The sequence below is a fragment of the Mesorhizobium sp. WSM4845 genome (genome assembly GCF_055811455.1).
Genome location: NZ_JBVVQA010000046.1, coordinates 29685 through 41657, shown reverse-complemented (window position 1 = coordinate 41657; position 11973 = coordinate 29685). Strand labels below are relative to the sequence as shown.

Sequence of the window (11973 nt, the reverse complement as noted above, 5' to 3'; positions counted from 1 at the left end):
CCCCTCCGCCTCCCCCTTACCCGTGCCCGTCTACGACACCAATCTAGGAGCCAAGCTCTGGGCAGTTCCGCCTGCGCCGCCTCGGGGACATATTCGGGCTACGTTAATACGATGCCTATCCCGCTTACTTCTACGGACCAGCGCAGGCGGGCACAGCTACGGCAAGGACAATCCGAGCGGGCCGCATTCATTGCCTTGGGCGACAATTTCCTTGGCAGCGCGATCGGCTCGCACGCCGATAGCGTTCATTGGCGACCGGCAGGTCAACAAGGGCGAACTTCGACGAAGTGAGTACATGTCTAACAATGCGCGCAGAATTTTCGAATAATGCGCGCCAGTATTCTGTAGATAGCAATCAACACGGCAGGACTATTCACAGTGAAGTCTAACGAGCAAGGAAACAACATTATGGCAACAAAGCGAATGAACGTGTTGCGGGGACTCACAGCGGCCGTCGTCCTGTTGCTGGTAGGACAGCAGGCGGCCGCGGCAGACCTTGCAGAACCGTGCGACCCGGATAAGGGTGCCTTGTTCACGGAATGGCCAAGCCCTTGGCAGATCCGCCTGCGCGCGTTGGGGGTTATCACTGAGGATTCGGGCTACGTTAACGCGGTGCCCGGCTCCGGTCTTTCCTATTCGAACACCGGAACGCCGGAACTCGATATTTCGTATTTCTTCACGGACAACGTCGCAGCCGAGCTTATCCTCGGCACCACCTATGCCAACATCACAGGCCAAGGCTCGATCGGCGGGCTGGGGAATATCGGCAAGGTTTGGCTGCTGCCGCCCACGCTGACATTGCAGTATCACTTTACCGATTTCGGCGCCTTCAAGCCCTATGTCGGCGCCGGCGTGAACTATACGATCTTCTATCATCAGCAAGCCGGCAGCGCCGATGATCTCAAGGTCAAGAACACGTTCGGCACCGCGCTGCAGGTCGGGTTCGACTACATGGTCGACCAGCACTGGGGCGTCAACTTCGACGTGAAGAAGCTTTTCCTGAAGCCAGACTTCGACGTCACCGTGGCCGGCACGAAGCAGACGGGGAAGGCGGAGCTCGACCCCTGGCTGATTGGCGCAGGCGTCACGTACCATTTCTGACGCCGGCGAAGTCGGCTTACGCGCAGCCCGAGTCGAATGAAGGGCGCCTCGTGCGCCCTTTTGCCGTGGGCCCGACGGTCCATTTTTGTCAACCCGACATACACCCAAGGTCAATGTGACTTTGGGTGGTCCGAGCTGTCGGATGTGCGACGTTAATGTCGTTCACCCGACACAGCCAGTCCGATCGATTGCCGTGATCTAAAAGGATCTCCTTTGGCGCGCATATTGCATCGTTCATCCGGACACGGATCAACGGACTGACGACAGCCATGCAGAGAATGTCCATAGCCAACGCTTTGTGCCGGGCCCAATTCCGGCCCTTCCAGGTGCAGAAAAAGGAAGGGGGTGTGATTGCAAGCGTCATCGGGCTTTGAATTTTCCATCATTGTGGACATGGAAAATACCCTGCTGGCTCGGCGCCAACTCTTCAGTCTGGTTCACCCCGCCAGTCCTGGATATCCGCGTAGGGCGCACGGGTCATGGTGACTGCCGTCTCGGCTGCACCCCGCGTGCTGACTCCTTCGAGCAACGCTCAACGCTGCTGCACACCGGCGATGAAAAGCCAGATCCAACAATGTGTCTTCCGAAAACCGAAAGAGGTGAACAGATATGGTCGAGATCGGCGCTTTGGCACTCGCGTCATTAATTCAAGGGGCATCGGGATCGGCAACCGCTCGGGTGCTGGCCAACGATTCGAATGGTGCACATCCACCGCTGGCGCTGGCGGATTTCGAGCGGGCACTTACGATCAACGATCGCTATAGCGGACTCAGTGCCAATGTCCCCGAAATGCCTTTTTGGCTGACTGGGGGTGAAGCCTTCGTCTACCGCCGGACTAGCCACGGCGAGCGCCAGTTCATGCGGGTCGATGCTGCCACGGGTTTGAAACGGGCCGCCTTCGACCAGGCCCGTCTGGCGGCGGCGCTAAATGAAGCGAGCCATAAGAGCTATCAGGCCGGCGATCTTCCCTTCGAGCGTTTCGAACTGACCGAGGATGGTCGCAGGCTCGACTTCCTGATTAAGCAGGTCCGGTGGAGCTGCGACGTTGCAAGCTATGTTTGCACCAGCACAAACTTGGATGTGGACGCGCCGGACTTTCAGCTCCGCCACGACTACACCCCCCCGGCTAAGAATAACCCCGACCAGAGGAGCGTCTCGCCCGACGGCAAATGGATCGTCTATATAAGGAACCACAATGTCTTGCTGCGCAGCAAGGATGGATTGCAGAATGTTGCGCTGAGCCGGGATGGATCCGAAAACAATGGCTACGTCTTTTCGACACTGAGCTGGTCGCCGGACTCGCGCCATCTCGCGGCCTACCGCGTTCGCCCCGGCTACAAGCGGGAGGTCCCCTACCTCAATTCGTCGACGGACCGGTTGCAGCGCGAATATTCGGCAAGGGTCTATCCCAAGCCGGGCGATGTCCTTCCGCTGCCCCAGCCGGTCCTGTTCGACATTGCCAGCCAGCGCCAGATCGCGATCGACGACGCCCTGTTCTCCAACCCCTTCGAACTTTCCCCTCTCCGGTGGTGGGCGGACGGTCGCGGCTTCACTTTCGAATATAACCAGCGCGGGCATCAGCTCTATCGGCTGGTCGAGGTAAACGCCGCCACGGGCCGCGCACGCTCGCTGATCGATGAGACCAGCACGACCTTCGTTGATTACCGGCCGCTGGTGATGAACCAGCGCCGTACCGGCAAAATCTTTCGTTACGATGTCGACGACGGGAAGGAGATCATCTGGGCGTCCGAGCGCGATGGGCACGAGCACCTGTATCTGTTCGACGGCCGGACCGGCGCGCTCAAGAACCAGATTACCAGCGGTGAGTGGGTCGTGCGGGGGGTCAACCATGTCGATCCGGTCAAGCGCCAGATCTGGTTCGAGGCGAGCGGGATGCACCCGGGGGAAGACCCTTATTTCGTCCATGCGTACCGCATCGGCTTCGACGGTGAGGGGCTGACTGAGCTCACGCCCGAGCCGGCCAACCACCATGTCGAGTTCTCTCCCGACGGCCGCTACTATGTCGATCTCTGGTCACGCATCGATCTGCCGCCCCGCATGATGCTCTACCGCGCCAGCGACGATGTCAAACTCATGCAGGTGGAGACCGCCGACATATCCGAGCTCGTCGCCGCAGGCTGGCAGCCGCCACTCAGTTTCCACGCCAAGGGGCGCGACGGCAAGACTGATATCTGGGGCGTGATCCACCTGCCCGCCAATTTCGATCCGAAGAAGAAGTACCCGGTGGTGGAGAATATCTATGCCGGGCCCCAGGGCTCGTTCGTCCCAAAATCCTTCTCAGGGCGGACAGAGCCGCTCACGCAGCTGGGCTTCGTCGTTGTGCAGATCGATGGCATGGGTACCAACAAGCGCTCGCGCGCCTTTCATGACGTTGCCTGGAAAAATCTGAAGGACGCAGGCTTTCCCGATCGCATTCTATGGCACAAGGCGGCCGCCGCGAGGTATCCGTGGTACGATATCTCCAATGTCGGCATTTTCGGCTGGTCCGCAGGCGGCCAGAACGCGGTGAGCGCGCTGCTCTTCCATCCCGAATTCTATAAGGTCGCGGTCGCCAACAGCGGCTGCTACGACAACCGGATAGACAAGATCTGGTGGAACGAACAGTGGATGGGGTGGCCAGTCGGCATTGAATATTCCCAATCCTCCGCCATCGACAATGCTTACAGGCTGCGGGGCAAGCTGATGATCGTCGTCGGCGAAATGGACCGCAATGTCGACCCGTCCTCCTCGCTGCAGCTTGCCGACCGACTCATCAAGGCGGGAAAAGATTTCGACATGGTCTATGTGCCTGGTGCCGATCACAACGCGCCAGGCATCTACACTGAGCGCAAACTCCTGGACTTCTTCGTTCGCAACATTCTCGATCAGACCCCACCCGACTGGAACGCTGAACGAACCGAGCTGCAAAAGAGCAAATCGTCACGATGATGGCTTCGGCTGCTTCTGCCTGTGGCAATCCTCGCGCCCGTTTTGTTGGCTGTGATCGAGGCGGCGAGCGAGCGGAGAACCGCTCCCACGAGGGCCTGCGCCGATTCCTGCGCCACGGGCCTTCGCAAGACGGAAACAGGAACGATTCCGACGCTCGACGGCCGCAAAGCGGGAATTAAGGACATGGCGCCCCGCCTCTGCCTGCCTCTTCGATGACGGCACGCTTCTATCTTGCATGCTTCGTTTTGCCTCCGCTCGCCAATCGCGGCTTTCCCCGGAAGCGGGACGGAAGCGGGGCGGGCGGCGAGTTGCGACCGGAAGGGCCGCCGTCCAGGCGGACCGCATCCGAAGGACCGGAACGAAGAGAAGGACCCGAAGCGAGAGCGAAGGGTTGCGGTTCGACTCAGAGCCTCGTGGATGGCGATGATATCTTTCACGCTTGGGCCGAGCGGGACGCTCCGGCCGACCTTGGGGATGGCTCGTATCTCTTGAATCATCTTTTCAGCGAGTCAGAATGTGGATGCGTCTTCGGTCAGTCCGCTGGCCGGCGGTCAGCGCATCATTTCGGTGACTAACCTCGACGAGGCGACGAGGCGGGCCGCCGGACGCACATCACCTCAAGTCAGCGACCCACACGCGACGCATGGCCAAACCCAACCTCGCCCTGATCCGGAATGCTTGCCGCCAGGGCCTTGGCGATCTGCCGAGCCCTAGATGACCGGCACGAGTATAGGCGAGCCCTTGCGTATCGGGGGCGTTCGGCTTGATGCTCTCAGCCGAGCCGAACCCTACCGCGGCGCAGACTCGGTAGTCGGCCCTGAACAACGGCTAAGGTGTTGACATTGTTAATATTGCGGACCCGGGAAGACGAGTGGAAGCATCCGATTTCGCCGTTTTCGGCTGGAGTTCTTGCAGGCACCAGGCAAGCCAAAGCGCGAGTGAGGATCAGGCGCAGATTTTGGCCGCGGCGACGAGCAGCGCATTGATCGCATCGCCAGCATGACCGAGGAGAGCGTACCATCGATCGACTGCTCGCAAACCGGGCTCGCACTGGTGATCGCCCATTCGTCCCGATTGAACAACCGGCGGATTTTCAGCTCTTCCTTGTTCTTTTGTAGGTCCCGGGCGAGCACCTCCAGACGCTGCTGATAACGACGAACGTTGCCGCGAATGGCCGCTATCGCGTTGTCCCGCAAGACCGCTTAGGAGACAGGCCGCGCGATCGGCTGACACGATACCCAAGCGGCGTCGCGGATATCGGGCTTGCGCAGGTTCAGACACCGTCGCCAGGGGCGGACGTGGCTATAAGCGTTGCGTCTCGGCAACATCCCGGCGCGGCGCAGGGCTGGCGAAGGCGATGAGTTGGCGTCGGGATTTCGCGTGCGGTGCACGCCGGAAAAGCCGCAAAGGTGCAGCCGGCATCGCCCGAGAGAGGTGCCAGGCGGCGGCACTCCGGCCAGGAACAGCGGCTGAACTCTGGCCAATTGATCGGCGGTGCGGAAGCCGCCCCGGGTCGTGTAGCTTTCGGCGGGGAATTTCATCCAGCGCGGCAGCCATGCGTCGACTTTCTCCCTGCCGTTCTCGCCGAACAGCAAATCGCGGATGGTTGTCTTTTGCGTCTTCACCTTCTCGAAACATTGCCGTGGGCGATATGCTTGCCGCCGATATCGGCGAGTATCAGATTGGTAATTTCCTTGTCGCGCAACAGGTCGAAGAGGGCGTCGTCGGCTTGCCAGCAAGCGGCCATATCGACATTCAGGTGATTGCCAAGCGCCTCGATGACGGCGCTGCCGGCTTCCACCGTCTCGGCCATAACGATGGCGAGAACGCGCAGGACATCGTCGTCGGACAGCGTCAACAGCCGGGCGAAGACGCGCGCTGTGGCAAAGGCATCGCCGTTGCCGCCGGCGACCGCGCCATCCTCCTCCGATTGCCCCAGCAGCGCCAAAACCTCGCGCCGCCTTCGCAGAATACGGCTTCGGCCTTGCAGGCTGCGAGGCTTGCCGCCACCGCTTGGCGGTACGCTGCGGCTCGCGGCGAACCTGCCACAGGCCCGAACCTGTGATGGGATGCGCCACCATCAGGCGCAGCGCGACACCCGGACGGTCGAGCATGGCCGCGCGCACCGCGGCATGGCAATGCAGATCGACATGGTTCTGCATCGGCCCGGTGAGCTCCGGTCGCGACGGCTTTGCGGGGGTGTCTTCGTGCTCGCCGCCCTCGCCTTGCGCGCGGCGCGGCGGGCATCCTTGCGCGACGCCAGCCCTCGTGGCACTCGACCGCGCCGCGATGCGAGACTGATTTGAAGACCTTGCCGCCCTTCTTCCTCGGCGTCTTTTCGTGGTCCCAAGACTGGAAAAACTGCCCCGGTTCCAGCACGGCCACGTCGGCCAGCCGGCTTCCAGATAGGCGTCGCGCTTGGCAGCGATCGCCTCGTTCTGCTTTTGCCAGAACAGGTCGGCGTCGGCGAAATAGCTGTCCCCGCCGAACAGGTCGCAGACGATCAGGCCCGGATAATCCTGGACGGCAAACAGCGCCACCTCTGAGGAAATCGACTGGCCGCCGAACAGCCACTGCTTCAACCGTCGCCGCGCGGCGCGTATTGCTCCGGATCGACATAAAGCGCCAGCCAATCCTTCTGCTGCGCGCTTGGAGGCCATGGTCAGATTGCGCGCCGTCTCGGCGTCGATTTCCTCGCGCCGATAGGCCTCGCGGATTTTCGGCAACAGGTCGCCGAGCGCCAGAATGCGTTTGACCAAAAGCTCGGTGATGCCGAAAGTGGCGGCGATGGCGGCAACACCGCGGTCCTCCTTGATCAGCCGCGAAAACGTCTCCCACTGCGACACCTCGTCGGGATCGAGCCGTGCGAAGTTTTCGATCAGCAGACCTCGAGCGCATCGGCGTCGTCGCCATCTTCCATGACGGCGCAGGGCAAGGCATTGCCCTCGCCGCGCTCGTCGGCGAGCGACTTCGCGGAGAAATAGTGGCGCCGGCCGGAGACGATCTCGAAGCTTTCCGGCGTGCCGTTGTGCCGCACCAGAAGCGGCACCAGGACGCCGCGGACAGACGGCAGAATGTCCGACACGTCGGGCACGCTGGAATGGCCCCATGTTGAGCGTGGAAATGCTGGGCCGGTCGAAAGGAATGTGGGCAAGCTGCATGGTTCGTCTCCTTCGTTGGGGGTGGAATTGTCCCCCGCCGCAAGGGCCGAAGGCCGGCGCGGCGGGGGCGGTTTTGCGCCTTATCGGCGCTCTTGCTCCGCCGTGTCGGGCGGAAGCTTGGAATGGGAGTTGCCAAGTGCTTCCGCTGCCTGCCGCAGAAGCCGCTCGGCTTCGGTGATGTGGCCGGCGCTGCGCGCCGCTTGGGCGTAAACGGAGAGCGGAAAGCGCGCCTTGAACCAGAGGTCGCGCTCGATGCCGAGGCCAAGCCGGGCCTTTGGCGCTTGCAAGCTCGGCAAGGCTGACGCTGCCGAGTTCCGGGAGCCGAAGCCGAGGTCGCAAAGGCCGAACATTGTGTCGCCGTCGGCGTCGAGTTCGGTGAGAAGCCAGGTTGCTGGCCCGGTCGGATCGAACAGTTTTACCACCGGGACATGGTCTGTCTCGATGTCAGTTGCGCCATTGGCGAGCAGCTGGCGCGCAGTTCGTCGGTGATCAAGATCATGGGAAAACTCCTCCCAAATCAGGTCGAGTTATTTCTGTCGGCGTCATCGAGCAGCCCGGTATCGAGCGGCTTCTGCGCCGCGCGCGGGCGCGTCGGCCAAAGGGCAAGGCGGTCGCGCGTGGTGACCGGCCGGACATCGTCTGCTCGCCTTGCGGCGTCGGTTCGGTCTGCAGGGTGTCGGGATCGCGCGCCGCTCATGCCGCGATCTCATCTTGTTGCGCGCCTTCGGTCTCGGCGTTAAAGCCAAGAAGAAAATCGGCGGCTTTGGAGGCAAGGCTGGCGGCGCGGAAGATGGCGCGATTTTCCTCGCGCAGCACCTTCAGCCATGTGCCGATATAGTCGGCATGGCACACGGTCGGCTCGATGCCGAGCGTCGAGCAGACAAAGTCTGCGGCGATTTCGGCAACCAATTCCTCGCGCGCATAGGTCTTGGAACCGAAGGCGCCGGACAGGTCGCGCGCCAGCCGCGCCGGGTGGCCGGTCCAGTGGCCAAGCTCGTGGAAGCAGGTGCGGTAATAGTCGATCTGCTGAAAGAATGCCGGCTGCGGCGGCACCTGAATAAAGTCGCTGCCAGGCATGTAGAAAGCGCCATCGCCGCCGATGCGAAAATCAGCACCGCTTGCATGAATGAGCGCCTCGGGTTGCGGGACGATCTGGCGCGCGGGCAGCGGTTCGGCGGCGGCATAGAGATGTTCGGGCAGGTTATCGCACTGCGCGACATTGAAGACGGTGAAGCGCTTCAAAAAAGGCACGGCCTGCGGCTCATCCCCATCGGCCTTGGCCCGTTCCTTCTCGTCTTTTGGGACAAAGCGATCGGCATGCACGATGGTGGTGCCGTGTTCGCCCTTCCTGACATTGCCGCCAAGGGAAAGCGCCTGCCGGAAGGTGAGCCAGTTCTGGCTGGGTATGAGCGCTCGATGACCGCGCCCCACAGGATAAGGACGTTGATGCCGGAATAGCGGCGCTGGGTGGCTGCATTCCTGGGCAGGCCAAGGGCTGTCTTTGCCCTGCCCCAGGGCTTGACCCATGGCACGGTGCCGCGCTCCAGTTCGGCAACGATGCTGGTCTGTGATCTCCTGATAAAGGCTGGCGCCCGGGCGCCCGCCCTTAGCCGCGCCAGCCTCTGCGCTGGCGCAACGCTTGTCGTTTGCACGCATTCCTTTCGTCCTCCGCTAACCACTCGCCGCGCCTTTCCCCGGAAACGGGGTGGGCGGCGAGACGCGACCGGAAAGGCCCGCCGTCGGAGGCGGACCGCATCCGAAGGACCGGAACGCAAGAGGAGGACCCGAAGCGAAGCGAAGGGTTGCGGGATGCCGCGGCGGGCCTAGAAGGGAGTGCCGCCCACCCCGCGCCGCCGGGAAAGGCCAACAGATAAACCGCGCCGGCCGACAGGCCGGCGACCGTCAGCAGCCGACAGGCTGCCCGCGCCAGGGGGCGAAGCGGATGGCCGAGACCGCCTGAGCCTGTCGAAGAAATAGCGGGCTCGGTGCACGAGCACCCGGCGCGCGCCGTCAGGCGCGCGGGCGCGTCAAGCTTAGGCCAAATTGGGTTCTTCCGCATATCTGGTGCAGCGACTACTTTTTTCGGGTGTCCATTTGTCCGGTTGGGTCAAGCGGCTGCCAGAAGTCGGTCCGGAGGAGTGGATAGGCGGCGCGCCCGTACATCTGGCGCTTGATCGTCTTGAGGTGGTTGATCTGGCCTTCGACCGGGCTCGTACTCCAGGGCTGGGTGATTGGCGCCCGGACAGCCTCAATGTCACGGCTGAGACCTGCCGCAAGGGTAGCCAGTTCGCTGTTCATGGCATCGTCTATCCATTGACCGAGGCCTGCATCGTCATCGCCACGTATCATCGCGGCAAAGCGGCGGGCCAGGTCAGCCGCGATTGAAAGTTCCGAAGCATGTTCATGCAGATGGTGGAGGAACCGCTCGGTCGCTCAGCCGAATTCGCGTGCTTCACGCTCGATCACATCGAAAGAATGGGGCCATTTCCTCGCTGCCGTGAATGTTCGGTGCGACGCGCTCTCAGTCGGCGGTGAACAACACGTCCGTTGGTACGGATCGTCCGATAAAGTTGAACGCGGGTTCTGAGTGCGGCTCGACGTTGTTCTGGAAGCCGACGATTGAAGGCTATCAGCTCACAGCTGTCGCAATAGGCCTATTCGATGGCCCATCCGGTTTGCATCTCTCCTGATACCATTTGTCGGGGACAAGGACGACTGCTGCGAGGTCAGAGACGGTCTACCGCGGAACGACAGCTCGGCTGCGCCATGCGGACATCGGTTTGGCGTTCCGGTCGAGTTCGTTCAATCAGAACGAGGTCTTGATGCCGACCATCACTGTCGCCGCGGCAAAATCGCCGCCAACCCTGTCGTCGTCGCCGCCCTTCTTTGCGCCGGTCGGAATGTCATAGGTGTTGTAGTCGCCGCGAGCGGTGAACACCTTTTCGTAGGAACCGGAGACGAAGAAGCTGGTCCGTTCGTTGTACTGGTAGCCGACGCTGCCGCCGACTATCAGAACCGGCGCCGATTCGAAATCTTTCTCGAAGCGCAGGTCACGCCTCCAGTGATGATCGGTATCGCCGGCCGAGAAGGTCATCCCGCCCTTCAGCGCAAAGCCGAAGTTCCAGCGATTCTGGACATAGGTCGCATCGATGCCGGCGAAGGCGACCGGCAATTTCTGCTGGTAGCTGATGCCCTTTGTGTCTCCTGGGAAGTCGCCAACCCGATCCCGGAAGCCGTCAACGCTGTAGACATAGGAGCCGCCAAAGGCAGTCCACTTGACCGAGGTGTACTTGAAGCCACCGTTGACGTTGATCAGCAGCTGGTCGCTGACCTGGAAATCGTGGCCGAGCGCGACGGTTGCCGAATAGAAGTAATCAAGATCGGTGTCGGAATGGCGCGAACGGTCGCTCCAGTCGTTCCAGCCATCATTGGTCGAGTATCGCGGGTCCCAGTCATAGTCTTCCATGTAGCTGTCGCCGCTGAAGGCGATCTGGCCGGAAAGCTTGGCGGTCCAGCCAGTCTCGCTGCGCGCCGTCATCTCGGCTGAAATGACCGGAGAGGTGCTTTCCCAGATAAGGTGGCTCCGCTTGGAGCCGCTGCCGGGAGCCTGATAGAGTAGCTCGTTGGCCTCGATGTCGATGACGCCGACGCCGCCAACGAAAGAGAAATCGGGATTGTAGGGCGCCGGTTCGCTCACCACCGCGGCGCTGGCCATCGCCGGCCAGGCGGCGAGCAACGCTGCCGCTCCACCAAAAACTTTCGCATACAATTTCATGAAACTACCCTCATAGGAATGATCCGTTATTCGGCTATACGCTGCGTAACCGGGTGCACGTCACGTGCGGTCGTCTATGCAGCGCCCCTGTAGGTTGGCAGATTTGCCGCCCTCGGCTCGGTTCCTCAACACTCAAGGAAACGTCGTTAGCGTGACCCGATTGACGGCGGTTTTTGCCGATGCGTTCCGGGCGGTCGGCGTGACGGGAACCTTGCATTATCTGAGGCACACATTTGGGATGACGATGCTGGTACGATTGCAGCGGCAGGCAGCGACCACGCCGGACCTCAATCCGCTGAGATCGTGCAGGTTGCTTTGAGCCAGTCCACAGCAGACACTCTGAGTCTAGATTATCCGACAGAGCCGAGGGCCGACTTCCTCGAACCCGTTCCGCAGATAGAAATCGAGCGTGCGCTTCCATTTTGGTTGCCCGGGCGCTCCAACTTCAAGTCGCTTCCAACCACGAGCACGGCTTTCCTGCGAGGCGACCTCAAGCAGATGAGGGGCAATCCCTTTGGAGCGCATGTCGGGTCGAACATACAGCTCCGAAATGTAGCCGAACTTGCCTCCTGCATAGATCGCCGTGCATTCATTCAGCACCATGATGCCAACCGGCTCGTCATCTGCACTTGCGATCACAGCGACCCCGCCAGCGTCGGCAAGCACCGTCTCCGCGCTTTGTCTGACGACGTCGGGCGTGGGCGCTTTCCCGCCAGTGAGTTCATCGAGTAGCGCGTGAATGAAACCGGCGACCGTCTCTGCGTCCCTTGCGTTGGCGCTACGTGTAGATATGGAAGGCATATTCTCTCCTGCTAGTGGTCAAAATCCCAGATCCATGCTGCCATCCCCGCAGGTCCGACTCACTTTTAGATGTAATGGCGGGAAAATGAACAGAGTTTTTTATTAAATATATGTGAAAGAACTGCAAAACAAATATTACAAGCTGCAGGATTCCGGATGACTTGATGCGATTGCCGCAGATAGGAG

Annotated in this window: 11 protein-coding genes and 1 pseudogene; 4 read left to right on the top strand and 8 right to left on the bottom strand. The window is 61.3% G+C overall.

Going from position 1 to position 11973, the window contains the following annotated elements:
* The first annotated feature begins 408 nt into the window (after positions 1-408).
* Both AC0L2C_RS31895 and AC0L2C_RS31890 read left to right on the top strand, forming a co-directional pair.
* Positions 409-1101, top strand: a complete 693-nt coding sequence (locus tag AC0L2C_RS31895; protein WP_473525317.1) for an OmpW/AlkL family protein — start codon at positions 409-411, stop codon at positions 1099-1101.
* 609 nt (positions 1102-1710) lie between these two features.
* Complete coding sequence (locus AC0L2C_RS31890) at positions 1711-4050, top strand: S9 family peptidase (RefSeq protein WP_473525316.1); 2340 nt, start codon at positions 1711-1713, stop codon at positions 4048-4050.
* An 845-nt stretch (positions 4051-4895) separates the two neighbouring features.
* Here the strand turns inward: AC0L2C_RS31890 and AC0L2C_RS31885 are convergent.
* Together AC0L2C_RS31885 and AC0L2C_RS31880 are read right to left on the bottom strand one after the other, a co-directional pair.
* Complete coding sequence (locus tag AC0L2C_RS31885) at positions 4896-5246, bottom strand: hypothetical protein (protein ID WP_473525315.1); 351 nt, start codon at positions 5244-5246, stop codon at positions 4896-4898.
* Positions 5247-5252: 6 nt separating this feature from the next.
* On the bottom strand, positions 5253-5645 hold the full coding sequence (locus tag AC0L2C_RS31880; protein WP_473525314.1) for a hypothetical protein: 393 nt from the start codon (positions 5643-5645) through the stop codon (positions 5253-5255).
* A 56-nt stretch (positions 5646-5701) separates the two neighbouring features.
* Here AC0L2C_RS31880 and AC0L2C_RS31875 point away from each other — a divergent pair, with 56 nt between their 5' ends.
* The gene (locus AC0L2C_RS31875) at positions 5702-6115 is read left to right on the top strand and encodes a hypothetical protein (RefSeq protein ID WP_473525313.1); all 414 of its coding nucleotides are present in this window, start codon (positions 5702-5704) and stop codon (positions 6113-6115) included.
* An 813-nt stretch (positions 6116-6928) separates the two neighbouring features.
* Here AC0L2C_RS31875 and AC0L2C_RS31870 read toward each other — a convergent pair.
* From AC0L2C_RS31870 to AC0L2C_RS31855, 4 genes and pseudogenes are all read right to left on the bottom strand, one after another.
* Positions 6929-7144, bottom strand: coding sequence for a hypothetical protein (locus AC0L2C_RS31870; RefSeq protein ID WP_473525312.1), 216 nt, complete (start codon positions 7142-7144; stop codon positions 6929-6931).
* Between the two features lie 147 nt (positions 7145-7291).
* Positions 7292-7633 (bottom strand): DUF2958 domain-containing protein, encoded by a 342-nt coding sequence (locus AC0L2C_RS31865; RefSeq protein WP_473525311.1) that lies wholly within the window; start codon positions 7631-7633, stop codon positions 7292-7294.
* Positions 7634-7728: 95 nt separating this feature from the next.
* Positions 7729-7908, bottom strand: a complete 180-nt coding sequence (locus AC0L2C_RS31860) for a hypothetical protein (RefSeq protein WP_473525310.1) — start codon at positions 7906-7908, stop codon at positions 7729-7731.
* A pseudogene (locus tag AC0L2C_RS31855) lies at positions 7905-8867 on the bottom strand (ArdC family protein). The gene AC0L2C_RS31860 and the pseudogene AC0L2C_RS31855 overlap by 4 nt, the downstream one beginning before the upstream one ends.
* 387 nt (positions 8868-9254) lie before the next feature.
* On the opposite strand from AC0L2C_RS31855, the gene AC0L2C_RS31850 reads away from it, so the two are divergent.
* Positions 9255-9596: a hypothetical protein gene (locus AC0L2C_RS31850; protein WP_473525309.1), complete on the top strand. Its 342-nt coding sequence runs from the start codon at positions 9255-9257 to the stop codon at positions 9594-9596.
* A gap of 421 nt (positions 9597-10017) precedes the next feature.
* Here AC0L2C_RS31850 and AC0L2C_RS31845 read toward each other — a convergent pair whose 3' ends face one another.
* Positions 10018-10986 (bottom strand): omptin family outer membrane protease, encoded by a 969-nt coding sequence (locus tag AC0L2C_RS31845; RefSeq protein ID WP_473525308.1) that lies wholly within the window; start codon positions 10984-10986, stop codon positions 10018-10020.
* A gap of 345 nt (positions 10987-11331) precedes the next feature.
* Positions 11332-11652, bottom strand: a complete 321-nt coding sequence (locus tag AC0L2C_RS31840; protein WP_473525307.1) for a GNAT family N-acetyltransferase — start codon at positions 11650-11652, stop codon at positions 11332-11334.
* Positions 11653-11973 lie beyond the last annotated feature (321 nt).

Bases quoted from the DNA above. Each gene is read 5' to 3' on its own strand.
- AC0L2C_RS31895 (WP_473525317.1), top strand. From the start codon at position 409: ATGGCAACAAAGCGAATGAACGTGTTGCGGGGACTCACAGCGGCCGTC.
- AC0L2C_RS31890 (WP_473525316.1), top strand. From the start codon at position 1,711: ATGGTCGAGATCGGCGCTTTGGCACTCGCGTCATTAATTCAAGGGGCA.
- AC0L2C_RS31875 (WP_473525313.1), top strand. From the start codon at position 5,702: ATGCTTGCCGCCGATATCGGCGAGTATCAGATTGGTAATTTCCTTGTC.
- AC0L2C_RS31860 (WP_473525310.1), bottom strand. From the start codon at position 7,908: ATGAGCGGCGCGCGATCCCGACACCCTGCAGACCGAACCGACGCCGCA.
- AC0L2C_RS31845 (WP_473525308.1), bottom strand. From the start codon at position 10,986: ATGAAATTGTATGCGAAAGTTTTTGGTGGAGCGGCAGCGTTGCTCGCC.